The 24,826-nt window shown below is 47.7% G+C and carries 23 protein-coding genes, 1 tRNA gene, 2 pseudogenes and 1 riboswitch; of the genes and pseudogenes, 16 read left to right on the top strand and 10 right to left on the bottom strand.

Translation table 11 applies throughout. The features are described 5' to 3' along the window. The first annotated feature begins 110 nt into the window (after positions 1-110). Positions 111-656, top strand: coding sequence for a TlpA family protein disulfide reductase (locus ACZ5EJ_RS03745; RefSeq protein ID WP_464557513.1), 546 nt, complete (start codon positions 111-113; stop codon positions 654-656). A gap of 233 nt (positions 657-889) precedes the next feature. After that, positions 890-2,194 (top strand): dicarboxylate/amino acid:cation symporter, encoded by a 1,305-nt coding sequence (locus tag ACZ5EJ_RS03740; RefSeq protein ID WP_464557511.1) that lies wholly within the window; start codon positions 890-892, stop codon positions 2,192-2,194. 87 nt (positions 2,195-2,281) lie between these two features. Here the strand turns inward: ACZ5EJ_RS03740 and ACZ5EJ_RS03735 are convergent, their stop codons facing one another. Continuing rightward, entirely contained in the window at positions 2,282-3,016 is a 735-nt protein-coding gene (locus tag ACZ5EJ_RS03735; protein ID WP_464557510.1) for an SAM-dependent methyltransferase, read from the bottom strand. Positions 3,017-3,028: 12 nt separating this feature from the next. Then, complete coding sequence (gene apaG, locus ACZ5EJ_RS03730) at positions 3,029-3,412, bottom strand: Co2+/Mg2+ efflux protein ApaG (protein ID WP_074929227.1); 384 nt, start codon at positions 3,410-3,412, stop codon at positions 3,029-3,031. Positions 3,413-3,635: 223 nt separating this feature from the next. Then, positions 3,636-3,716, top strand: a riboswitch (cyclic di-GMP riboswitch). Positions 3,717-3,799: 83 nt separating this feature from the next. Here apaG and ACZ5EJ_RS03725 point away from each other — a divergent pair. Both ACZ5EJ_RS03725 and ACZ5EJ_RS03720 read left to right on the top strand, forming a co-directional pair. Then, positions 3,800-5,920, top strand: a complete 2,121-nt coding sequence (locus tag ACZ5EJ_RS03725; RefSeq protein ID WP_464557509.1) for a S8 family serine peptidase — start codon at positions 3,800-3,802, stop codon at positions 5,918-5,920. Positions 5,921-6,241: 321 nt separating this feature from the next. Next, the gene (locus ACZ5EJ_RS03720) at positions 6,242-6,964 is read left to right on the top strand and encodes a PEP-CTERM sorting domain-containing protein (protein WP_464557507.1); all 723 of its coding nucleotides are present in this window, start codon (positions 6,242-6,244) and stop codon (positions 6,962-6,964) included. A gap of 4 nt (positions 6,965-6,968) precedes the next feature. Here the strand turns inward: ACZ5EJ_RS03720 and ACZ5EJ_RS03715 are convergent, their stop codons facing one another. Then, positions 6,969-7,343 (bottom strand): hypothetical protein, encoded by a 375-nt coding sequence (locus ACZ5EJ_RS03715; protein WP_464557506.1) that lies wholly within the window; start codon positions 7,341-7,343, stop codon positions 6,969-6,971. A 386-nt stretch (positions 7,344-7,729) separates the two neighbouring features. Between ACZ5EJ_RS03715 and ovoA the strand changes: the two genes are divergently transcribed. From ovoA to ACZ5EJ_RS03675, 8 genes and pseudogenes are all read left to right on the top strand, one after another. Next, positions 7,730-9,847 (top strand): 5-histidylcysteine sulfoxide synthase, encoded by a 2,118-nt coding sequence (ovoA, locus tag ACZ5EJ_RS03710; protein ID WP_464557505.1) that lies wholly within the window; start codon positions 7,730-7,732, stop codon positions 9,845-9,847. Then, positions 9,844-11,025 (top strand): pyridoxal phosphate-dependent aminotransferase, encoded by a 1,182-nt coding sequence (locus ACZ5EJ_RS03705; protein WP_011633926.1) that lies wholly within the window; start codon positions 9,844-9,846, stop codon positions 11,023-11,025. The genes ovoA and ACZ5EJ_RS03705 overlap by 4 nt, the downstream gene beginning before the upstream one ends. A gap of 137 nt (positions 11,026-11,162) precedes the next feature. Next, positions 11,163-11,360, top strand: coding sequence for a hypothetical protein (locus tag ACZ5EJ_RS03700; protein ID WP_464557503.1), 198 nt, complete (start codon positions 11,163-11,165; stop codon positions 11,358-11,360). A 33-nt stretch (positions 11,361-11,393) separates the two neighbouring features. Next, complete coding sequence (locus tag ACZ5EJ_RS03695; protein ID WP_074455537.1) at positions 11,394-12,599, top strand: J domain-containing protein; 1,206 nt, start codon at positions 11,394-11,396, stop codon at positions 12,597-12,599. Between the two features lie 71 nt (positions 12,600-12,670). Beyond that, positions 12,671-12,769, top strand: a pseudogene (locus ACZ5EJ_RS03690) (IS5/IS1182 family transposase); the annotation flags it as partial. Positions 12,770-12,782: 13 nt separating this feature from the next. Continuing rightward, positions 12,783-12,948 (top strand): annotated as a pseudogene (locus tag ACZ5EJ_RS03685) (IS5/IS1182 family transposase); the annotation flags it as partial. Between the two features lie 289 nt (positions 12,949-13,237). Beyond that, positions 13,238-14,596: a hypothetical protein gene (locus ACZ5EJ_RS03680; protein WP_011633924.1), complete on the top strand. Its 1,359-nt coding sequence runs from the start codon at positions 13,238-13,240 to the stop codon at positions 14,594-14,596. After that, positions 14,593-15,696, top strand: a complete 1,104-nt coding sequence (locus ACZ5EJ_RS03675; protein WP_256201548.1) for a phospholipase D-like domain-containing protein — start codon at positions 14,593-14,595, stop codon at positions 15,694-15,696. Before ACZ5EJ_RS03680 ends, ACZ5EJ_RS03675 begins: the two co-directional genes overlap by 4 nt. Before the next feature lie 84 nt (positions 15,697-15,780). Here the strand turns inward: ACZ5EJ_RS03675 and ACZ5EJ_RS03670 are convergent, their stop codons facing one another. The 3 genes from ACZ5EJ_RS03670 to ACZ5EJ_RS03660 all read right to left on the bottom strand — a co-directional run bounded on the left by ACZ5EJ_RS03670 (position 15,781) and on the right by ACZ5EJ_RS03660 (position 17,989). Continuing rightward, a complete protein-coding gene (locus ACZ5EJ_RS03670; protein WP_464557502.1) occupies positions 15,781-16,236 on the bottom strand; it encodes a hypothetical protein in 456 nt (151 codons plus the stop codon). A gap of 564 nt (positions 16,237-16,800) precedes the next feature. Next, entirely contained in the window at positions 16,801-17,085 is a 285-nt protein-coding gene (locus tag ACZ5EJ_RS03665) for an Lpp/OprI family alanine-zipper lipoprotein (RefSeq protein ID WP_011633921.1), read from the bottom strand. A 271-nt stretch (positions 17,086-17,356) separates the two neighbouring features. Continuing rightward, positions 17,357-17,989: a glutathione S-transferase family protein gene (locus ACZ5EJ_RS03660; RefSeq protein ID WP_011633920.1), complete on the bottom strand. Its 633-nt coding sequence runs from the start codon at positions 17,987-17,989 to the stop codon at positions 17,357-17,359. A 449-nt stretch (positions 17,990-18,438) separates the two neighbouring features. Here ACZ5EJ_RS03660 and ACZ5EJ_RS03655 point away from each other — a divergent pair, with 449 nt between their 5' ends. Then, on the top strand, positions 18,439-18,858 hold the full coding sequence (locus tag ACZ5EJ_RS03655; protein ID WP_011633919.1) for a YqaA family protein: 420 nt from the start codon (positions 18,439-18,441) through the stop codon (positions 18,856-18,858). Between the two features lie 20 nt (positions 18,859-18,878). Here ACZ5EJ_RS03655 and grxD read toward each other — a convergent pair whose 3' ends face one another. The 4 genes from grxD to hemA form a co-directional block, all read right to left on the bottom strand. Further along, positions 18,879-19,187, bottom strand: a complete 309-nt coding sequence (grxD, locus tag ACZ5EJ_RS03650; protein WP_011633918.1) for a Grx4 family monothiol glutaredoxin — start codon at positions 19,185-19,187, stop codon at positions 18,879-18,881. A 154-nt stretch (positions 19,188-19,341) separates the two neighbouring features. After that, positions 19,342-20,223 (bottom strand): peptide chain release factor N(5)-glutamine methyltransferase, encoded by an 882-nt coding sequence (gene prmC / locus ACZ5EJ_RS03645; RefSeq protein WP_464557498.1) that lies wholly within the window; start codon positions 20,221-20,223, stop codon positions 19,342-19,344. Continuing rightward, positions 20,220-21,299 carry a peptide chain release factor 1 gene (prfA, locus tag ACZ5EJ_RS03640; RefSeq protein WP_011633916.1) on the bottom strand — a complete coding sequence of 360 codons (1,080 nt, stop codon included), beginning with the start codon at positions 21,297-21,299 and terminating at the stop codon, positions 20,220-20,222. The genes prmC and prfA overlap by 4 nt, the downstream gene beginning before the upstream one ends. After that, positions 21,296-22,549 (bottom strand): glutamyl-tRNA reductase, encoded by a 1,254-nt coding sequence (hemA, locus tag ACZ5EJ_RS03635; protein WP_011633915.1) that lies wholly within the window; start codon positions 22,547-22,549, stop codon positions 21,296-21,298. Before hemA ends, prfA begins: the two co-directional genes overlap by 4 nt. Positions 22,550-22,732: 183 nt before the next feature. Between hemA and ispB the strand changes: the two genes are divergently transcribed. From ispB to ACZ5EJ_RS03620, 3 genes are all read left to right on the top strand, one after another. Next, positions 22,733-23,701 carry an octaprenyl diphosphate synthase gene (ispB, locus tag ACZ5EJ_RS03630; protein WP_011633914.1) on the top strand — a complete coding sequence of 323 codons (969 nt, stop codon included), beginning with the start codon at positions 22,733-22,735 and terminating at the stop codon, positions 23,699-23,701. Positions 23,702-23,789: 88 nt separating this feature from the next. Then, positions 23,790-23,866: transfer RNA gene (locus tag ACZ5EJ_RS03625), tRNA-Pro, on the top strand. A 506-nt stretch (positions 23,867-24,372) separates the two neighbouring features. Continuing rightward, the gene (locus tag ACZ5EJ_RS03620) at positions 24,373-24,792 is read left to right on the top strand and encodes a hypothetical protein (RefSeq protein WP_011633912.1); all 420 of its coding nucleotides are present in this window, start codon (positions 24,373-24,375) and stop codon (positions 24,790-24,792) included. The last annotated feature ends 34 nt before the right edge of the window (positions 24,793-24,826 follow it).

The raw sequence follows: 24,826 nt of genomic DNA, 5'->3' as shown, positions 1-24,826 counted from the left end.
TGCAGACATAGCGATACTCGCTGCGTCTTGAGTGCGCCGGTACAGCAAATGCCAAATTGATCCGGTATCTGTTGTACCGCGTAAATATCTACTTCTTTCCGGAATCCTTTATGTCCAAGCCCAACAAGTTTTCGTTCTACATTATTGTTGCCATTCTTTCACTGGCCGCTGGTATTGCCTACAAATCCAGAGAAATGGGTATCACAACCTCCCTGCCGGATAACGTCAAGAAAGCTGCAGCAGAAACATTCTTCAACACAACGTTATCCACCCCGGAAGGTATCCCCCAGGCCATGTCGCAATGGCGGGGAAAAATCATTGTTATCAATTTCTGGGCAACCTGGTGCCTGCCCTGTCGGGATGAAATTCCGGAATTGATTGATACCTATGCAACATACCACCAGAAAGATCTGGTTATCGTTGGAATTGCCATAGACAATGCCGAAAAAGTAACCGCGTTCAGCAAGGAATTCAACATTAACTACCCCGTACTGGTCGGAGAATTCGATGCCTTTACCCTGACAGAAGCCATGGGCAACCCGCAAGGCGCCCTGCCTTTTACCGTCACAATTGATCGCAATGGCACGATCGTCGATACCCACCTGGGGCGAATCAAAAAACGGCAAATCGAAGCAATCATTCAACCAATGTTGTAAGAACCTGTTCAAGATCTCGATCAAGGGATGCAGTGCAAGGCAAAATTGAACGAGAAAGCAGAGCATACTTGAAGTATGTGAGTGAACATTTTGAGTTCAATTTCAACGCCGTAATGCGCCCTTCAGTAAGCTATTGAACAGGTTCTAACAACCTGGCGACCGGTTTCGTTACAAACTATCAAGGCCACTCGCAATCCGAGTCACGTCCAACCTCCAATCTTTGCAAGCTAGCCGTGACATTTTTCAGATACCAGCAAATATTCACATCTGTGCGCTCTTTGCTTGCCCAGCAGCTATGGGCAAGGATCTTATTGGGGATGGGATTAGGCACGATCACAGGGCTTGCATTATCCCCCGGCGGCTTTGCATTGCTGGAAAATGAAATCGCACTCACTGCGGCAGAATGGATTGCCCTGCCCGGTACCGTATTTCTGGAAATCCTGAAAATGGTAGTAATTCCGCTAATCATCTGCTCCATCGTACTGGGCATTCTGAGCAGCGGCTCACCCCGGCAGCTAAAGAAGATGGGTACATTTATCGTGCCCTATTTCATAGCGACTTCTTTTGTAGCAGTCACAATCGGCCTGGCACTCTCTCTCTTTATCCAGCCAGGACACATGATGGGTGCCAGTGCCCATGCAATGGCAACGGATGCAATATCGACCTCCAGCACACCGATACTGGATGAACTGACTGTTCCACAACGCATTACCCGTCTGATTCCTTCCAATTTTGTCGAAGCAGCTTTGCACGTCGACATGCTCAAAATTGTGATCATCGCCATCTTTTTTGGTGTTGCCGCGCTGACCATGCCGCGCGAGATCGTAAAACCATTTGAGGCACTATGTCAGTTCGGGCAAGGCGCCGCGATGCAAATTATCGACTGGGCCATGGCATTGGCACCTTATGCCGTATTTGGCCTGATGACCGACGCCATGATTCACCTGGGCTTTGACGCCCTCAGCGCCATTGGCTGGTATATGACCTCTGTACTATCGGGGCTGGCCATTATTCTCAGTTTGTATCTGTTCGGAGCAACCGTATTTGGTGGCCATTCACCAACTACTTTTTTACGAGCGATCCGTGAAGTGCAACTACTGGCCTTTTCAACCTCCAGCTCGGCAGCTGTGATGCCAGTATCCATCCGTACCGCAGAAAACAACCTGGGTGTCAGTGAAGATATCAGCCGCTTCGTCATCCCCATTGGTGCAACCATCAACATGGACGGCACCGGACTTTATCAGGCTGTAGCTGCTATTTTCCTGTGTCAGATCTTCGGCGTGGATCTGAGTTTCACCGAGATGGCCTTGCTGATGTGCGTCATCGTGGGTGCATCAATCGGCACTCCCGCCACCCCTGGCGTTGGCATTGTCGTGCTGGCCACCATTTTATCCGGCATCGGCGTACCTCCCGCCGGCATCGGTATTATTTTCGGTGTTGACCGTATCCTTGACATGTGCCGCACGACTATCAACGTCACAGGCGATCTCACCGCTGTCGTCATTATGAAACGCTGGATGAAAAGCAGATCGGCTTAAAAAGCGGGTAAGAACCACCGTACAGAGATTCCCTAAATACCTGAGGCAGTACGCCGAAGTAATCCAGCAGCCGCTTCAGGGTTTACTTTAACCCCGCCCATGCAGTAAAAATACCGTCGGTTTCTTGTGCAGATCCGGCCAGTTGCTGCCTGGCCGCCATTCACTGATCATTTGCGTCAGGACAACCTCATCTGCCTGGGTCAGATTACAGGCCACACATAAATCCGTTTCCACATGGCATTGCTGCACTAGTGCCTCCAGCAATTTCCGGTTGCGGTAAGGTGTTTCGATAAAAATCTGGGTCTCATCCGCCGCGATGGATGCCTTTTCCAGCTGGATAATCTTTTTATTGCGCACCTCCGGGGCAACCGGCAGGTAGCCATGAAAGCGGAAGCGCTGGCCGTTCAGCCCGGAAGCCATCAACGCCAGCAAAATTGCAGAAGGACCAACAAACGGCACCACCCGAATCTGCCTGCGATGTGCCAGCCGGACAAGCATCCCGCCGGGATCAGCAATCGCCGGACAGCCTGCCTCGGACAACAAACCAATATCCTCCCCGGCAAGCAATGGCGCCAGCAGTGCCTCCAACTCAGCGGCGGGAGTATGCTCATCCAGCACTTCCAGTTTGAGCGTTTGCACAACGCACAGTGGATTTACCTGTTTAAGAAAATGACGCGCTGTTTTAGGATGTTCGACGATGAATCGCCCCAGCAGGCTGATTCGCTGCTGAACTCCGGCAGGGAGTATCCAGCTAAGATCGCCTTCCCCCAACGGGGTCGGGATCAGATATAGCGTACCGTAAGGCATAACGTCTGCAGGCATGATGTTTGCAAATCAGTGCAGCACGCGCGGCACACTCAGAATGAACTCAGGAATTTCCACCGAAAAATGAAAACCATCCTCGGCCACCATCTGATAAGAGCCTTTCATGGAACCCGCGATTGAGGAAATCGCAGTGCCGCTGGTGTATTCAAAACTTTCGCCGGGTTTAAGTAGCGGCTGCTCTCCCACCACGCCCAATCCGCGCACCTCCCGTGTCTCCCCATCGCCACCAGTGATGATCCAGTGACGGCTCACCAGCTGCGAAGCCACGCTGCCGATATTATTGATCGTAATCGTATAAGCAAACACATACTGCTCCTGCGCGGGATCGGATTGATCCTGCAGATAAGTGGTACGCACTTGCACCTTGATGTTGTATTTTTGGTCGTTTTTCATGCGGCATATTCCACACTATTTTACGGGCAACGGCAAGCAACCTGGTACGAAACCACTAAAATTATAATTCGCAGGGTATGCATTTATTGATATGGGTATACTCCACCCCGCTCTTTGCGAGCACAGCAGTGCAAAGCAATCCAGCACAGTGCAACACTGGCCAAGCACAATGTGTATAAAGAGTAGCGCTGAAACTGTCGTTATCCAGTCTTGCATCATGTAGAACCGACAAAGGCCAACCTGTCGTGAGGCAGGGGCGCAAAGTTTCCGATCCTGATTGCATCAGGAAAGCGGGACTGCCGAAGTTCGCATCCACTCCCTTTCTTCATACAGGTATGCGTACTGCGGGTCGGCTTCGTTATAACCTATCTTTCCAAGGAGCCGTGCATGTCAAATGCAAGATCAATTCATTTGCCATTTTCAGATCACTTATATCATTGCTTCAGTTTTTCAATTCTTCTGTTTCTCCTGATCATCTTCTCCAGCAATAGCCATGCCAATCCAGGCAAGGATATTCGGGAAGCTGCCAGATCTAAATCAACCAGTAAAACCACCGCTTCTCCCTCCCGCTGGGCGAAAGGTCGTCTGCTGCTCATTCCGCGTGCCGGGTTGACCGCAAAAGAGTTTGATAAGGCCATCAGACCGCATGGCGTCAAATCCAAACGTAAACTCAGCAGACTAAGTGCGCATATTTACGAATTGCCCGATGGCGTGGATGAAATCAAGGTCATGAACAAGCTCAAAAAAGATCGCCGTTTCAAGGCGGTTGAGCTGGATCAACTGGTTGGCCCAGCGCAAATGGTTTCTGATCCCGCATTCAACAGCAGTTGGGCGCTACCCAAAATCCAGGCACCTGTCGCCTGGGATATTGCTACTGGTGATGGCGTAACCATTGCTGTTCTTGATACCGGGGTGGACAGTAACCATCCTGATCTGGCCGCCAACATGGTTCCCGGCTGGAATATTTACAATGGTAACGACGATGCCAGCGATGTACATGGCCACGGCACCAAAGTGGCCGGTTCAGCGGCAGCAGCGGCCAATAACGGTATTGGCAGCGCCGGGGTAGCCTGGAATGCACGCATCATGCCAATACGCATTGCCAATCCCAACGCTTACGCCTATTTCAGCGCCATGGCAGATGGCATTCGCTGGGCGGCTGATCACGGCGCGCGTGTTGCCAACATCAGCTATGAAGGCGCAGCCGGCAGCTTGACTGTGCAATCCGCTGCCAACTATATGCGCAGCAAAGGAGGCGTGGTGGTCGTCGCCGCAGGCAATTCCAGCGGATATATCAGTTATGCCCCCAGCGATGCGCTGATCGTTGCCTCGGCAACAGGCAGTAACGATACACGCGCCAGCTGGTCCAGCTACGGCCCCGCAGTGGATGTTGCTGCACCTGGAGCAAGTATTTACACCACTACGCGCGGCGGCGGGTACGGCTCCGTTTCCGGCACGTCCTTCTCCAGCCCGATTGTCGCCGCCACCGCTGCACTGATGTTCTCCGCCAATCCGGATCTGGCCCCGGCAGATGTCGATCAGATACTCAAAACTACCTCTCTCGATCTCGGTGATCCCGGCCATGACGCCTACTACGGCCACGGGCGTATTAATGCTGCCGGTGCGGTAAATGCTGCTTATGCACAATTTAACGTGGATAACATTGCGCCGGTTATCAGCATCACCTCCCCCACTGGTGGCACAGTGTTGGGAGATGTGTTAGTGGATGTCAATTATTTCGACAACAAGGGCGTGGTGCGTGTAGAGCTGTACGTTAACGGCAGAAAAGCGATCGAAGATACCCAGCCACCTTTCGCCTTCGCCTGGGATACCAGCACACTGGCGGACGGCAGCTACACCCTGGTAGCGTATGCATTTGATACTGCCGGTAACCAGGGCACCTCTGCCCCGGTTAAAGTCACCGTAAAAAATACGGCGGCAGATACCACACCGCCGACCATCAGCATCACCTCTCCCACTGGTGGCACAGTCTCCGGTAACGTACCCGTAAGTGTAAATTTTTCCGACAACATCGGCGTGGCGCGTACAGAACTGCACATTAACGGCAAGCAGACGATGGAAGACACCGAACCGGGCAACCGTTTTACCTGGAATACCACCACGCTGGCCGATGGCAGCTATACCCTGGTGACGTATGCGTTTGATGCTGCCGGTAATCGGGGCACTTCCTCACCGGTGGTGGTCAGTGTAAAAAATTCCGACAACAATCCACAGAAAGCACCTTTACCCAAAATTAACCAGTTCAATCTCAAGGATGGACAGAAAGTCAGCCTTTTTGAGAACGTCAAAGTGAAAGCCGACAATAACACCCGCAAAATCAACCTGAAAGTGAATGGCAACATCCTTACTACTATTGACGGCAACTCGTTGAATTACCGCTGGAATACATGGGATAGCGCCCCGCGCGGCAGCACGCTTACCGTTACCGTGGAAGCTGGTAACGTGGATGGCGAATTTGTCAGCCAAACTGTCAGCGTCAGGAATTAGGAAGGCTGTATAACTTTCATCCTGTCCTGAGGCAATCCAGCGGCTTTGATCTGGGTTGCCACAGCCCAAAGAGCATCGTAATACCAGGATTTTGTAAAAACTCCCTGATTAATCATTTTATTATTTTTAATTTCCAACATTCAGTGCCCTATTCTCACAGGGCATTTTTTTGTCGATAAATTTTACATAAATATTCTTCTGATGAAGTTGCCTGCAAATATTCATTATGTTTCAATCAATTAATAATATGGCATGTTTTGTGCTTAATATAATGGATAGAATTTCATCAATTAATAATAAGATTTCAGGAGGAAAATTATAATGACAAAATTGGATAAAACTTTTTACGGCGAGTATATCGCCACCCCTCAGAAGAAGTATGCAACTCGTCTGACAACTACGCTAAAAACAGGTATCGCCTGCGCAATGTTGACGATGATTGTTGGTACTGCGAATGCAGGTGCGGTTGGGGATGTAACTTTTAACGACGTTGCATCAGATAGCTTCATTGAAAATGGCTTGGGAAGTATAAAAAGTGAGGATCTCGCTACAGTTACAAACTATGCAAATGATAATCAATTATTTTTTGATACTGGATTACCACCTGACAACACTGCCGGAACATGGACAGGTTTATTACAATCCAAGAAAGGAGCACTTGCTTCTGGCGCATACGAGGGTATTACATTTTCATTAACCGCCTCTGGAACCAAAGAAGGCACATGGACCTTAGCAGTTAGTCCATGGTCTGATCCATTCCAGATGGATTTTCTCGTTTTTATACACGGCGGTAACAACAGTGCCTTTTACTTCTTTGATGACAGAGAGATCAAAAAAGACAATGCAGGAACTTTCACGATAACCTTTAAAAACAAAGGTGGTAACCCTCCAGATCTTTCCAATTTCGACATACTGGCTCGCGATCTGCGCAGCATAGAAAATGGTGGTGGCGGTGGCAGTGAAATTCCCGAACCCACCAGCCTGTTGCTGTTTGGTGCCGGACTTTTGGGATTTGGCCTGAATCGCCGTCGTAAACAGGCCTGAACAATTACAAAAATAAGTAACTATTAATAAAACTCAAGCGCCGGACAACTGGCGCTTTTTTTGTGCGCTCATCAATACCCTTCCGCCACACCTTCTTATCCCACTCCTTCATCTTTGCGAGGAGACTGCAGACGGACATCCAGTGACCACCTGAAATGAGAAACAGTTTACGCGCATTTCCCCAAATGGAAAAACCCTGATGTCGATGGCATGAGTGCGTTAGAGCGCGCATTAAAAAATCAGGTATCAGGGGCCTGTATCCAAGCTGGCCGCAAGCATGCCCAAGCATGTGATTGTTGATGTCCAGAGTGTAAAAAACACGGATACCGCCGGTGAAAAGAACTGAGATACAGGCAAGAAAGTGTCTAAAATCAAACACATATGCTGCTGACACCTTGGGATTGCGCCCCACGCCATTGCTGTGACAACCACGGACGTTACCGGCCGCACAGGCGCTATTACTGCATTGACGCCAGGAGAAGTGAACCGCACACTTTTGCGGTCATTCCCAGGCGCTGAATCGTGGAACAAATTTTTTATGGCCGGAAAAATACCGGCGATAACAACTTCTAATTTCATGTTTACTTGGTTTGGTTTCCACCCCGGTATTTTCATTCCATTCTTACTGGTCTCGACTTTATTACTTCATTACCGCACGGGGAGTAGTTGTTGCTGCCTGATCCTGTTCTTCACGACGATCATTATACAAGTGGTGTTATAATCTGCTATTTCTAAAGAAGGATGGAGCATTGTCCTGAATAGCTTATGCCTGTTAAACCTGAATTGTTTCAAAGAACACCCGTGCTGGACGGTGATGATGTCGAAGCCAAGCGCGAAGAAGTACGCGCCTATTTTCATACGACGCTGGATCGGTATGAGCAGTTGTTCGAAACTCTGCGCAGTGATGCAGCCTATTACATCAAACCAATTTCTCTGCGCCATCCTCTGATTTTTTATCTGGGCCATACCGCCACTTTCTTTATCAACAAGCTGGTTTTGGCTGGCGTGCTGACGGAGCGTATCAACCCAAGGCTGGAATCCATCTTTGCCGTGGGTGTAGATGAGATGAGCTGGGATGATCTGGATGCCACGCATTATGACTGGCCAACTGTTGAGGAGGTGATGACCTATCGCCGCACCATGCGTCAGAAGATAGATGCCCTCATCAGCTCATTATCACTAACACTACCAATTACATGGGAAAGCCCGTGGTGGGCGATTGTGATGGGGGTGGAGCATGAGCGTATTCACCTGGAAACGTCTTCTGTACTGATCCGCCAGCACAAACTTGATTATGTGCAGCCTCATTCTGCCTGGCAGCCTTGCCACGAGAGCGGCAGTGCGCCAGAAAACGGGATGGTTACGGTTCCGGCCGGGAAAGTGGTGCTGGGCAAGAACAAAACCGATCTTGTTTATGGGTGGGATAATGAATATGGCCATCATGAGGCGGAGCTGCCTGATTTCCAGGCTAGCCGCTATCTGGTCAGCAACCAGGAATTTCTCGGTTTTATCGAAGCACAAGGCTACAAAACAGATGATCACTGGGAAGAGGAAGGGCTGGCATGGCGAAAATTTAGCGCTGCGATTCATCCAACGTTCTGGGTGCAGCAGGGGGATCAATGGTTATTGCGCCTGATGACGGAAGAGGTACCGATGCCGTGGAACTGGCCGGTAGAGGTCAATTACCATGAAGCCAAGGCATTCTGTAACTGGAAAGCGAAAACAACTGGGCAGCCGGTGCGTTTACCCACTGAAGATGAATGGTATCGTTTATATGATGTTGCTGGATTGAGCGAAGTACCCCGTACTGAACGAGCACAAGGCAATATCCATCTTGATTACCATGCCTCCAGCTGCCCGGTGGATAAATTCCAGCACGGTGAATTTTTTGATGTGATCGGCAATGTCTGGCAATGGACAGAAACGCCTATGCATCCATTTCCCGGCTTTGAAGTCCACCCACTGTACGATGATTTCACCACACCCACTTTTGATGATCAGCATAATCTCATCAAGGGGGGGTCATGGATTGCATGCGGAAATGAATCCATTCGCACATCACGCTATGCGTTCCGCAGACATTTTTTTCAGCATGCCGGCTTTCGCTATGTGATTTCTGCTGCATCTGCTGTGCACCACAGCTCACATTACGAAACGGACAAGCTGCTGTCGGAGTATGCAGAATTTCACTATGGCAATACTTATTTTGATGTGCCCAATTTCCCGACGGCATTGGCAAAACTGGCCATTGCTGCAATGGGAAATCGCCCCGCGCATAAAGCGCTTGATCTGGGGTGTGCTTCCGGCCGAGCAACATTCGAGCTGGCGCACCATTTTGATCATGTCACCGGCGTTGATTTTTCTGCACGCTTTATTAATCAGGGTGTGATGCTGGCGGGGCGTGGCATCCTGCGTTATACCCTGACAGATGAAGGGGAGCTGGTTTCTTACCGGGAATGCACCCTTGCCGGGCTCGGCCTGAAAGAGCTCAGGCACAAGGTTGAGTTCTTCCAGGGGGATGCCTGTAATCTCAAGCCGATATTGACTGGCTATGATCTGATTATGGCAGCCAACCTAATTGATCGTTTGTATGAACCTGCCAAATTCCTGACCATGGTGCATGAACGGCTGAATCAGGGCGGGTTGTTGTTGCTGGCCTCACCTTATACCTGGCTGGAGGAACACACCAAACGGGAGCACTGGGTGGGCGGTTTCAAGCGCGATGGTGAAAATTTCACCACGCTGGATGGACTGAAAGAAATGCTCGGCAGCCATTTCCGTTTGCTTGGAGAACCGCAACAGGTACCATTTGTCATTCGTGAAACACGACGTAAATTCCAACATACGTTGTCAGAAGTGACTCTCTGGGAGAAACTCACTTGAGTTACGATTTTGATCGTGAAATCGGCCGGGACGGGACATTCAGCACCAAATATGATGGCCGTGAGATAACGTTCAATCGCCCGGATGTCATACCGCTGTGGGTGGCCGATATGGATTTTGCCGCTCCGCCTGCCGTCACCGAAGCGCTGGTCAAGCGCGCCACTCACCCTGTTTATGGCTACACACAATTTCCTGACAGTCTGTATGAATCACTAATCTATTGGCTGAAATCACGTCATGGCTGGCAGATAGCACGCGAATGGATCGTTTTCTGTCCGGGTGTAGTACCCTCGCTGAGTGCATCTGTTCTTGCGTTGAGTAAACCGGGTGAAGCTGTCATAGTTCAGCCGCCGGTGTATTACCCGTTTTTCTCGGTGGTCAAAAGAACCGGCAGAAAGCTGCTGAACAATGCCTTGCAACAGGCACAGGGGAGCTACGGTATGGATTTTGCTGATCTGGCCCGGCAGGCGGCTTCTGCGCGCATGCTGTTATTTTGTTCCCCGCATAATCCGGTTGGCCGGGTGTGGAGCAGATCGGAACTGGAAAAGCTGCTGGACATTAGCAGGCAATATAACCTGATTGTTGTCTCGGATGAAATCCATGCGGATCTGATTTATCCGGGTAACAAGCATCACATATTGGCTGACCTGGCAGATTCATCGGAAGCAATTATCACTGCGGTAGCACCTAGTAAAACGTTCAATATTCCGGGGCTCAATTTGTCTGCACTGATTATTCCTGATCCGCAACACCGGGCAGCCATTCGCGATCAACTGGAGATAATGCATATCAGTGCCGCCAATCCGTTCAGCATAGTGGCGTTTGAAGCAGCTTATCGTGCAGGCGGTGAATGGCTGGATGCACTGATGGCCTATCTGGAATCTTCGCGTGAGATGGTTCAGCACTATCTGGCTGAGTATTTGCCACAAATCCGGCTGATTCCTTCACAGGGAACCTACCTGTTGTGGCTTGATTGTCGCGAGCTGGGTATGACTGATGATGAACTCAAGCACTTTTTCATATTTGAAGCTGGAATCGGGCTAAACGCTGGTATTTCCTATGGCAGGGAAGGCAGCGGCTTCATGCGCATGAATATTGGAGCTCCCCGCCACCGGATCAGGCAGGCACTGAATAGCATCCGCAGCGCACTTGAACGTACAAAAAACAACTCCTTTTGAATGGTGTGTGGCGATATTATTTGCTTTATCCTGTTTTTACTAACGTAGCAGTACGAGGCAATAATCTTGCAGTGCAGAGATAATAGTGCTGGATTGTCACGTCAGCCTGCAGCCACCTTGCAAACACAGGGTGGAGTATGGTGGCACTTGTATTTGGAGAAGAGCACAAAAAACACCATCTTTGCGAGCACATTGGTGCGAAGCAATCCAGTGCCTTCATCCTCTTAACTACTGGATTGCTTCATGCCGAGGTATTCGCAACGTCACCAATGCTTTTCACCACCTTGCTAATGCTGAAAAAAACTGGAAATTTTGTTGGAAATAGCGTTGAATGAATTTTTTGACTTCCATATTCTGGAATTTTTACTATGCCCTGTATCCCTCGTCAGGAATCATTACTCGATCCTGTCAATAGCAACGAACTCACTGTTACCGATGTTGTGGTGCACACAAAACCGCAAACTAAACAGCAAGCCGCTTTCCAGCGCTTGATCCAGCAAATTGACGAGCAACGTACCCAGGTTGCAGAGTGGCACATTTACGGCGGGCGTTACAATCAGCGCATAGGTAGTGAATTGATGCCCCTGCTTGCACAGTTGCGTGAAAAACGTATCGCCATGTTGCATCTGTTTGATACGCAATTTCATCAGCGTGATGTAGTTCGCGGCAGACAGCAGCGTGCCAAGTTGCGCGACATCATGCTTGATCTGGCACATGAATTATTGCTTGAACAGCACGATGAAGACATTGTGGCACTGTACGATAGATACAGTGATCTCACTTATGATGAACAGACTGAGCTTGATAAGGCATTCTCGCAAAATATAGTTGAAAATCTGTTTGGTGTGCACCTGGATGATGACGATACGGATGGCAGCATGGAAGAAATGCTTGCAAAAGCCATGCGCAAACAGCAGGAGGAAGAAACCAGAAGTGAAGCTAAACAAAGCTCGCACCGGCGAAAATCAGCCAAACAGACAGCCGCCGAAGAGAAGCGTGCTGCGGCAAAAAAAGAGATCATCCAGTCAGTGCGTGAAGTCTATCGTAAACTGGCCAGCAGCCTGCATCCTGATCGCACAAGCGCCAATCTGACAGCAGATGAAAAAACCGTCCTGATGCAGCGCGTCAATCAAGCTTATGATAAAGGCGATTTGCTTGAACTATTGAATATTCAACTTGAAATTGAACAAATTGATACCGACTATCTTACCAACTTGCCGGTTGAACAGATTGACCATTATATCCAGGTGTTACGTGAACAACAGGCGAAGCTCAAGGCGGAACTGGCATCGTTATTGGCTCCTTATCGGGCGCTGGTACCGTTGACCCCAAAACTTAAGCCGGATCGTGTGGATAAAGCGGTAGATGCTGAAGTTGCACGTTTGGAGATGAATTTGCGGCAGGTTGATATTGATCTGGTTGCGTTTCAGGATGGCAAACAGCTTGCTGCTTTTATCAAGCATTATCAGGTGGATAACGAGCCCGACGAGTTTGATGAGTTGCAGATGCTGGATGATTTTCTGGACAGTTTTTCTAAACAGCCATCATCACCCTCTCGTCGCCGCAAGCGCTGAATATCAATCCAGGTAAACCTCAACGGCTAAGAAACCGTTGAAAGTCTCTGGAAATGTGAGGAGCTTAGGGCATGAGAAAAAGTTATCCGAGCGATATTGATCCTGAACGATTTGCAATTAGCAAGTCGTTGCCGGAGAGTGCGTGCAAGAAGACCTGTCCCAGACGTATAGTACGGCTGAGTTGATAGGCCGGGGGCTTTGCTGGCGCTGCGTCGTTGCAAACAGGAGCAGCAGTAGGTACAAAATTTGCTGTGCGACAGCGTCTATGTGGGTAAACCTTCCACCCAGGTGAGTGTGCGAAATCCCGGGAGTATTTGTGACAATACAAATCGCCAAACGTAGCTATTTAGTCCTGCTAGGATTCACATCTTATGAACACATCATTAAATGCTGGCAAAATGAACCAGAGCAATTTATCATTAGGGCACCTCGAAAAACCTATAAATTCCGAAAAGATTTGTATGTAACACATTGATTTTACGAGCAATATATTTTCAAAAACAGGGGTTTTCAAGGTAACCATTAATCCATACCACCACACAAAGTGGGACTAAACATCAGTCTCTGCTCTGATTATAAATTTACCAATGACGAAATTTTACTTGCTTACGCCCGCCAGCGTTCAGCAATAATTCATTATGAAAGCCCTATTTTTTCTTCGTCACTACAACGATATAGATCATATTACTCCAGTTGTTTCAAAATGGTCTGAATCAGGTCATCATGGAGATGTGGTTCTGCTGGGACATGAAAAATTCCTGAATGATTACCGCATTAAATATTTAGGTAGCCTCGACCATGTTCGCATAGCGCATATCCGGGAACTACTCTCCCCGTTGGAGTTTTTGCAATGGCGTCTACAGACATTCTTGCTGATCAGAGGCGTAAGACGTATCTTCCTGATTGGTAAACTCGCAGAAGTGCTGGCCAGGAAATATGATGCCCGAAAGCGCGATCCGATCTGGCAAAGTACGGCTAAACAGCTATTGAAACGCACTTTTACTGATACCGATGAAGGTGTGATTGTGTTTGATTGGGTCACTAGCGTCTCGCCCATCCCCATCGAGTGGATCGAAACCATTGTTACAATGGCGAAAACAAAGGGGCTCGGTGCGGTATCGCTACCACATGGCGACAGCCCTCATGCCAACCAGCTGATACGCTATCATGAACGAGCTATACAACCGAATACCCTGTATGCGGATGCAAAAATATTTGACAAACTCGTGGTTCCGAATGAGTTATGTGCGATCCGTTTCCGACCATTTCTGAACAATCAGGCAATCGCCGTGCTGGGTTCACCGCGCTATTGTGACGAATGGCTGAATAAACTGGCCAAGCTGTCACCTCCCCACCAGCTAAGTACCAACTCAGATACCCGGCTTAGAATCGTCATGTTCTTGAGAAAGCGTGAATTCACCACATTCTGGGAAGAGGTTAATATCATTGTGAATATGATTGCTGCATTCCCCGGGGTAGAACTGGTAATCAAACCGCACACACGCGGCGGCTGGAGACAACCACTGACTGGTAGCACCTCCCTGCGCCACCTTCCAAACGTCAGCATAGCGAAAGACAGTGTTCATTCCATTTCCTTGATGAATTGGGCAAATGTCATTATCGACCTGGCCACTTCAGTGGTATTTGAAGCGGTCAAAGCCAAAAAACCCGTACTGGCTGCTGATTATTTGCATGCCGGCCGATCTGCGCTCGCGCATTTCATGCCCGAAACGGAACTGAAATGCCGCGATGATGTATACAAACTGATTGATAGATTCTTAACCACTGGCTGTGACAATTTTTATATCGAGGCACATCGCCAGCGCTTCATTAATGAAATGCTGCACGTTGGGGGCGCCGATGTTTTGCCGCGTTACGTCGCTCTGCTGGAAGAGCAGGCCAGGCGGATGAAAACAGAAGAAGCTGGCGAAACAGATAAACAAAAGGAATCCCACTCAGTATGGGGTCAGATTAAAGCGTTATGTGGATTTCATTGAACAAAGCTCTGGCACCACAAGCCAGAGCAATTTCTTCTCCTGAAGTCCATTTTGGTGGCCCAAACCAGCCTGTTGGCCAGCTGCGCAATTTGCTGGAAGCCCGAATTGCTGCCGTCCCTGCTGGGGGAACCATTGATTGGGTGACGTATTATTTCCGTGATATCTGTCTGGCGAAAGCACTCATTCGGGCGCATCAACGTGGTGTCCGTGTCACACTAAGCCTGGAAGGCAGGCCGCGTATTCCCTATGCTAACGACGAAGTAATTACCCTGCTCTCAGGGCCAGATGGAATAGGCAATGCACTACGCGTTATTACCATCCCCGGGTTGCCATCGCCTGCGACAAAACCATGGAAACCCCAGCTGCATGAGAAACTATACTGTTTTTCACACCCTGAACCGGTTGCCTTTATCGGTTCATTCAATCCGTCCGGAAACGGTTCGGAAGACGATCCCAATATCATTCTAGAAATCGGTGATCAGGATCGTGGTTATAACGTTTTAGTTGGATTTAGGGATCCAACACTGGTCGAGAAACTGACCGAGCATGCACGACAGCTACACCAGTCACCACCAGGGCTTTTCTATCGTTTTACCAAGAGCATAAGCAGTAGTATCCACAGCGCAGACACCGATATCTATTTCTGGCCCCGGGTCGATACTCATCCTATCGTGCGATTCCTGCATAATGTTAACAGCGGCCGTGTTCGGGTTGCGGCTTCGCATATAAGGATGGGTCGCGCAGTTGATATTATGACCAAGCTGGCAAGGCAGGGCGTTGACCTGGAAATATTGGCAGAATCGACGCTCAGGCGCGTCACTCCACAGGTGGAGCAGCAATTAACCAGCGCCGGAGTCCGTTTTAAACGCATCCGGCATTCCGACTCCCTGCCCATGCACCTCAAATTTGTACTGGTTGAGGATGGCAATTGTGCCTGGTCAATCTTCGGGAGCTTTAATTGGACCAAGCCATCGTTCTGGTTGAATCATGAGATTGCTGCCATTTCCAGCAATCCTGCTATTTTTGAGTCCTTTGCACGCTGCTGGGACAGGTTAAAAAGTGAATATATCAGGCCAACATCAGATCCAGCAGGCTATTAAAAAAATCCAATCCTAATAAGTTGTATCTGCCCAGCCTTTCTTCCAATAATTCAAACGTAGTGATATCCCCCTCTTTGTCATACTTCACATCATAGTTTCTTGTAAAATTTCTCTGGAGAAACCGTGTGTTATTGATTCTCCCATCAACAAGAATGAATGTGTACCGGGAAGAAAAGTTGATTCCATTAGCAGCAGGTCACCAGATATCACTGTTCGTTCGTCGCAATTGAAGCTCAAGCCATTAATACTTCCTTGTACATCTTTGGGGGATGGCCCATCAAGGTAAATAAATTCAGCGATAACGTCAGGCAGATTCTTATAATAATGACAGAGCTGGCCATTAAATGTACCTATTTCAACATTGCTATGCTGGAAATGCACACGTGAAAGCAAATGCGCTGGAAACCGGTCTTCTACATTTTGAATCCATTCACTGGAAGCATCCACCACAAATAACTGAAACATAAATCTGTTCCGTATATCAGGTTTCTTACGCCGATTTTCCCATTTTTTCTGATTTTTCTCCAAAGCATCCGCCATGATCACAGTTGAATACCCAAGCCCAAATTCAAGGACTGTAAAGGGCCTTCTATGCCTGATTAACTTGTGCAAGCGAACTAAATCATCAGTTTTTGGCGGGAATGGGATTTTTTATTTCCCAGAGACAGCATCAAACGCGCTATCTTTGTAGTCGATGTTTTCTTGAAAATTTATAACCTTATCCAGTCCATTTGATCGGATATGGTCTTTGTGCATCTCGTATTGTTCCCGCCCACTCATTTCCTGACCTTTCTGTGGTAAAGCATATTGTTAATATTGAACATTCGTTTTTCAAGTAGCCACAAACTGCTTCCGAATATTTTGGGCGAATACAATGTGAGATAGATACCCTTGACACGAGTGGTATCACTGCCAGCTATAGATAACTCTGAAGTACTCCTGAATTCTTACAAGCGTCAGCAATACTGTAATCTTTTCAAGAATCTGCTAACCGAAACAGACACCAGAATCACCTCGGGCCTTACTTTGTTTCACATGGATAAGCGTAAGAGCCAATATCACAAATGAACAAGCAAAACCCGAGGTAATTACAAAACAATTACTTTATTTGTGCATTGCACGTTTAAACATGCGATCAATTTTTGTCTCAGTATCAATCGAGCGTGCATTGGCTTCGTTAGCCTTATCCATTGCCTGATTCGCAATATTTACTGCATCGTTAGCAGTTGCCCTGGCAGCCGCTGCATCTGACTGTACTGCAGACACATTGGATTCCAGTGCATCCACACGGGATCTGAGTGCATCAACATCACCTGTCGTCGCACAAGCGGACAAACCTGCACAAGCACCTACCAATACCAGCATTGATACCATTCTTTTCTTATCCATACCACTCGTCTCCTTAATAAAAAAACAAACACACATTACTACACACTTTTACTCACTGCTCCGGGAGAAACAACGAGCAACCCAGTTCGGTTTGTATTACATTACAAAAATAAATCAAATGTAATACGGGCCGAAACTTAAACCAGTTTTGCAGTTACAATATGCGGCGACATTTTGCTTGCACTTGACCAGCTACCCATTCAGGTCAGGTTTCACATTTCCTGCACTGCATCCTCTAAACCTGAAAAATACAGCACATAGAGGTGCTGCTCTATGTCTTCAATAATGCCTTACTAAGCTCAGCACTGGGCCGCGCCGCGATACGTTCGAACCACGGGTTTATATTCGGCAGGTTGCGATCAAACGGCTGGTTGACCGACTGACCAAAGTCCAGCCACACATACAGCCAGATATCAGCCGCAGTAAAGCGTTCACCACATAGATATGGACCTGTTCCGAACATACCATCCAACCAGTTCAAACGATCCTGCGCCACGCGCTTCATTCCATCAGCTGCTTCAGGCACGACTGGAATGCGCGATTCAAACCGAGCCAATCCTTCAGCATAATGGTAGGCATTGTGTATGAATTCAGTGATATTAAGCTCTACTCGCCGCCACCATTGACGGGTTTGTGCACGCTGCTCGGGTGAGTTTCCGACCAAACTGGGTGAGGGGTAGCGCTCTTCAAGGTATTCTGCAATAGCAACAGCCTCCGTAAGCATACTGCCGTCATCCAAACGCAAAGCCGGGGTCTGGCCCGTCGGATTAATAGCCAGATACGTTGACTGACGATTTTCTCCTGTCATGACATCAATTGTTACTGCCGGTAACTGTAATCGCTTTTCCAACAAAAACATTCGCAGACAGCGTGGCGCAGGGCTATGAGCATCATAGATCAGCATAGATCAACTCCGTTATTGAAGTCACTGCAATTTCAAGGGTAAAAGTGTGCATCCTGTTCATTATTACTCACGTGAGAATGTCTTATCAGTAAATATTTAATCTCATCAAGTCAAAATTTTTCATTTTCCCCTGGCCGGTATCGGCGGCTTGCAGTCCCTCAACTCTTACTATCAAGTATATACAATTATGCAACTAGAATACGTGGCATGGAAGAGCAGCTAAGAACATAATAAATTAACTGCCACTTAACCTAATGACGACATCTAAAGCATTCTTATCTTCCCCCGCGCTGAAGGACGTTTTTAACAGCATCAGTATTTGTCACCAGTGAAGAATAACGGCAACCGCGATGGTAAACTGATGCAATAGTAAGTATGTAGCTTGCAGATATTTACTGTAATGCCTTCAGATCAACCATCTGTTACAAAGAAACCACACTACTGTCTATATGGATGAAAGCGCCAGCTTGTTAGCACTTTTTACCAGCAGTTTTCTTGCCGCAACGTTATTACCCGGAGGATCCGAGGCTGTGCTTGTCGGGGTATTGATCGCCTACCCGGATCTGTTCTGGCCAGCGCTGAATGTTGCCACGCTGGGAAATACATTAGGAGGACTGAGTTCTTACGTGATTGGTCGTTTTCTGCCCGATGAGCAGGCTTTGTCAAAAAAGCTTGGCCGCCATGTTCATGGGCTGGAATGGACACGTCGCCGTGGAGCACCCATACTATTCCTGTCCTGGTTGCCACTCATCGGCGACATATTATGTGTGGCTGCCGGATGGCTGCGGATCAACTGGGCCTCCGCAGCATTTTTTATTGCTATCGGAAAATTTGCACGCTACTGGGTAATCGCTGCAGCAATCAGTTAGAAATTCACAAGCAATCGAATTTACTTTTCCAGCAGTTTTTTCAGTTCACCATTCTGAAACATCTCAGCCATGATATCCGATCCACCAACAAACTCCCCGTTGACATACAGCTGAGGGATGGTGGGCCAGCTGGAATAATCCTTGATACCCTGTCGTATTTCCGGATCAGCCAATACATTTACAGCGAAAAAATCCTCAACGCCACAAGCACTCAATATTTGTACAGCATTAGCGGAAAAACCGCATTGTGGCTGCTGTGGAGTACCTTTCATATATAAAACCACCGGGTGCGTTGATACCTGTTGCTCAATAGAATCAGCGATATCCATATTTAATTTCCTCTTTAAATTTATAAAGCAGCTACTTGTTTCCTGAACAGCAAACACTTCAACTGGAACAAATTTATACAAAACCTTGGTTAATACTACTCATCCTGTTTGAATCTTTATATCCAGAATAATTTCCAGATGGTGATATAAACTTCTATGCCGGAACCAATCCATACTGTCCCCCCGTTACCCTATCTATCCCAGCAAGATCTGATCTGGTGAATATATGGGAAAAACCGGTTTTATCCAGCAATCTGCGGCAGACATCAGCCTGGTCGTATCCATGTTCAAGCATTAACCATCCGGAATGTTCCAGATAATCCGGAGCCTGATCAACTATTCTACGAATACAATCCAGGCCGTTATTCTGGGCCACCAGTGCGATAGTGGGTTCAAAACGCAGGCCATCGGCTTCAAGATGCGGATCTCCCTCGACTATATAAGGCGGATTAGCCACAATCACATCAAACTTTTCACTGATAAAACCCGAAAACCAGTCTGCTTTAATAAATACCACATTTTCTACAGAACATCTTTTAGCATTTCTGCGCGCCACTGCCAGTGCCAGAGGAGAAAGATCAACTGCTGTCACATAAACATCAGGACGATGTCTGGCGATTGTAATGGCAATAGCACCGCTTCCGGTGCCCAAATCAAGAATGTTACAGCACCGATCTGGTGGAATTTTAGACAATGCCATTTCCACTAATAGTTCCGTTTCGGGGCGAGGAATCAAAACATCTGGCGTCACGTCAAAAACCAGATCGTAAAACCCTCTTTCGCCCGTCAGATATGCAACAGGTTCCCCCGCCATGCGCCTCGCAAGCAATTGCTGGAAATGTACAATCTGCTCCATACCGAGTAACAATTCTGCATGTGTAATCAGAAAAGCCGCATCCACGTTCAGTACACTTTGCAATAGCCAACGCGCATCAATCCGATCTACAACACTTGCTGCATTCTGCAAGAGTTCACCAATTGTAGCGGGCGTGTTTATACCTTGCTGTTGTTCCGAGGAAAGCATATTTCCTATCATCTTTCGATCATGGCAGCCAGCTGTGCGGCCTGATGTTCGGCTGCCAAAGTAGAGCATAATTCATCTAACTCACCGTCCATAATCTGCTCTATTTTATAGAGTGTCAGGTTAATTCTGTGATCAGTAATTCTCCCTTGTGGAAAATTATAGGTCCGGATCCGCTCTGAACGTTCACCGCTGCCAACCAGCGATTTCCTGGCAGCTGCCTGTTCAGCCTGTTGCGCACGCACCTGCTTGTCGAGAATACGGGAAATCAACACACTCATTGCCTGTGCCTTATTCTTATGCTGGGAACGCCCTTCCTGACACTCAGCCACAATTCCTGTCGGCAAATGGGTAATCCGTACAGCCGAATCTGTTTTATTAATATGCTGCCCGCCCGCGCCGGAAGCGCGGAATGTATCGATTCTTAAATCAGCCGGATTCAGAGTTACGCCAGAAATTTCATCTGCTTCCGGAAGCACAGCAACAGTACAGGTTGAAGTATGCACACGCCCCTGTGTTTCAGTCGCCGGAACACGCTGCACCCGATGTGCACCCGATTCAAATTTAAGTCTAGAATAGGCACCGTGGCCAATAATCCGGGCAATAATCTCCTTGTATCCGCCCACTTCAGAAGGATTCTGGGAAACAATTTCTACTTGCCATCCCTCACGCTCCGCATAGCGGCTATACATGCGAAACAAGTCACCTGCAAACAGAGCAGATTCATCCCCTCCCGTACCGGCCCGTATTTCCAGGAAAATGTTGCGCTCATCATTCGGATCCCTGGGCAACAGCTGCTTGAGTATCTCGGTTTCAATATCCGCCAGCTTCTGCTTATCTGCATCAATCTCGGCTTCAGCAAAATCCCGGAATTGCGGATCCACACTCATTTCCATAGCGGTAGCCAAATCTTGCTCAACCTGCTGGTAAGTATGATAAAACCTGGTTACCGGCTCAATTTCAGATCGTTCACGAGAAAGTTTCCGATAATTATCCAGATCAGCCGTGATCTTTTCATTGCTCAACAGCTTGTCCAATTCCTCCAGTCGTATACTCAGCCGGGTAAGCTGATCCACAATTCCCTTATTCATCGTGGATAACGCAACTGATACAACCGATTGACAAGCTCAACAAGTTGCTCACGCTCATCATTGGATACCTGGTTGAGAGCGGAAGAAGGAGAATGGAGAAATTTATTGGTCAATCCACTACTAAGTGATTCCAGCACTTTTACAGGATCTTCCCCCTTCGCCAGTAATTTATGGGCGCGGCTCAGCTCATGCTGACGAAATTGCTCGGCCTGGTCGCGCAGTGCGCGAATAGTTGGAACAGACCGCCGTGTGGCGACCCAATGCATAAAGTCCATAACATTTGAATCAATAATTGTTTCTGCCTGAGTTACTGCCCCCTGACGACTATCCAGTCCTTCCCTGACAATATCAGCCAAATCATCCACATAATATAGAAATACATCATCCAGCTCAGCTACTTCCGGCTCAACATCTCGTGGCACAGCCAGATCAACAATGAAAATCGGGCGATGCTTGCGCAACTTGATGGCTCGTTCCAGCATTCCTTTGCCAAGTATCGGCAGCGGGCTTGCCGTTGAGGTGACAACAATGTCATGCAATGCCAGTTGATCCGGCAATTCACCCAAAGAGATGGGGTGCGCATTAAAACGTCGCGACAGCGCTTCCGCTCGCTCTACAGTACGATTTGCAACCGTTACATGCACGGGGCGTTTGGCAACGAAATGAGCAGCGCACAACTCAATCATTTCGCCGGCACCGATAAACAGCACTTTTTGTTCACTAATATTGCCAAAAATTCTTTCGGCAAGACGTGCAGCAGCAGCAGCCATTGAAACTGAACAGGCACCTATTTCTGTAGAGGTACGCACTTCCTTCGCTACAAAAAATGTATGCTGAAACATTTTATGTAATAACAATCCCAGCGTTCCCGCTTGTTCAGCTGATTTCACTGCGTTCTTCATCTGCCCCAGTATCTGTGCCTCACCCAACACCATGGAATCCAGTCCGCTGGCAACGCGAAATGCATGCTTTACAGCCTGCTCCCGCAACAATTTGTAAAGGTAGGGCTCAAGATCTCCAGAATGGAGATGATGAAAATCAGCTAGCCACCCGACAGCTTTATCGGGTGTATCAGTATTGCAGTATATTTCAGTACGATTGCACGTTGAGATTATAGCCGCTTCTTTAACCAGCTGGTGACCCACCAGATCATGAAGCGCATGTTGCATCGACTCTTCCGTAAAAGCCACATGTTCGCGTATATCTAAAGGTGCAGTATGATGGTTAACACCAAAGGCAAAAAGTTGCATGAAAAATATCCTGATGACGCCAATTCAAAATTGGCTAATTATAACGGAAGTTATACCGCCCCAATCAATGGAAGTTCCATGGCGATACGCCGCACAATATGTATCTCGGCTGTTTTGCCTGCAGGAATCCTTGACACCCGGGCAGGGACATTTCTACCATAGCGGTTTCTTCAGGGAGTCATTGTGTCAATCGAGTCAATCAGAAACGTTATCGCCAAAGATATGGGCGAGGTGGATAACGTTATCCAGCAAAAGCTTCATTCTCAAGTTGTTCTTGTTCGACAGGTCAGCGAATACATCATCCATAGCGGCGGAAAAAGGTTACGGCCAGCATTAGTCATCCTTGCCGCAGGGTTATACGATTACAAGGGTACGCATCACTATAATCTCGCTGCTGTTGTCGAATTTATCCATACCGCAACACTATTACACGATGACGTAGTGGATGAATCCCAACTGCGCCGCAATCAGGCCACAGCCAATGCTTTATTTGGCAACGCTGCCAGTGTGTTGGTGGGTGATTTTCTGTACTCGCGTGCTTTCCAGATGATGGTGGAAGTCGATAACATGCGAGTTATGGAGGTGCTGGCCGACGCAACCAACACCATTGCCGAGGGTGAGGTACTGCAATTACTTAACTGCCGTGACCCAGACGTTGAAGAGGAAAATTACCTGCAGGTTATCCGTTTCAAAACCGCCAAGCTTTTTGAAGCTGCTGGCCGGCTGGGAGCGATACTGGGCGGAGCCACTCCGGCTGAAGAAGAAGCACTGGCTGCTTATGGCATGCATCTGGGCACAGCATTCCAGCTGGTGGATGATTTGCTGGATTATTCGGGTAATGATCATGACACTGGTAAAAATCTGGGTGACGATCTGGCAGAAGGAAAGCCGACTCTGCCACTGATCTTCGCCATGCGGGCTGGCACGACCGACCAAGCAAATACGGTCCGTCATGCTATTGAATCTGGTGGAAAAGACGGGTTTGGACCAGTACTCGAAATCATCCAGAAAACTGGTGCGCTGGATTACGCAAAGCAATGCGCGCAGAAAGAAGCCAACATGGCCACTTCCGTAATCTCTACGCTCCGTGATTCTATCTATAAACAATGTTTGCTAGAATTGGCGGAGTTCGCTGTTTCGAGAAATTACTAATTTTTACCAGAATTGCCAGCTTCAGCAATTATCACTGGAAATCCTAAATATTTCCTTGCTAGTGCTGTTTTCGATAAACTATTTCATTCGGGGTGTAGCTCAGCCTGGTAGAGTACTGCGTTCGGGACGCAGGAGCCGGAGGTTCAAATCCTCTCACCCCGACCAAATAAGCTTGCAACTCGACCCGAAAATCACAGTTTACTACCAGACGCAATGTTGACATGATCCACAGTATCGTTATCAGGTTCCTGAGTAAATCAAATATGCCTTGCAAGTCGTGAAAGCAGCAAAAATGTCGTCAACGCCACAGCACGCCAAATCTTTCATACGTGATTTGCACAATATAAGGTTTGGCGCTTGCGTTTAAATGATTCCTTCCAAAACAAGTCTCTGCCAAAACAAGTCTCTGCCAAAACAATCTGAAATCGCGATACAATTTTTTGAAGATCTGATAATTGTTAAAGGCATTGACATTGACTATTAAGGTTTTAGTAGAAGAATCTCCCACCTGATTATCTTCTGCAAAACAAACAGATAAGGGGTTAAAACTCAAAAAGTAAACGCGGATTTTTGTCCGGCATATTTAGGAATTCCACGATATCCGCTGAAGAATTGTCACCATCCCTAAATTAATTAGGTGACGATTAACTATTTAATTGAGGATATTGGAAATGGAAATCACTTGTTATCGCGATCCTGAAATCAAACGGGAAAAAAGGACGTTACCAGCAACCACCTATAACCTGGCTATCCAGTTATTTGCTCGCTGCGGAGCAAAAAATCTATTCATACCTATCCGAAGTATGCAATATTTAGCTATTATTGATCGTGAGGAATTTGTATTTATTGATGGCCAGCGCAAATGCTGGGTAGATATTGCTTGGCAAAATTTCCATTCACATGAACGTGAATCACTTGATCAACCCATTGAATATGAAGCAGTTTATTATCAGGAAGATCAAACAGCGGTTATGCGCCGCCTGCAAAGAGAATTTCCACTTGCTTTGTATGCAATGATGGCAAAACAAACCCCTCACAACCCGGCAAAAATAATCAAGTTCCGACCCAAAGTTTCTACAGATAACGCTTAGTGATAAAAGCAGGGAATATTTACAGTGAGAAAGT

This window comes from Nitrosomonas sp. TNE100 (assembly GCF_055387135.1).
The sequence above is the reverse complement of the archived record's forward strand: the minus strand, read 5'-3'. Positions and strand labels throughout refer to the sequence as shown.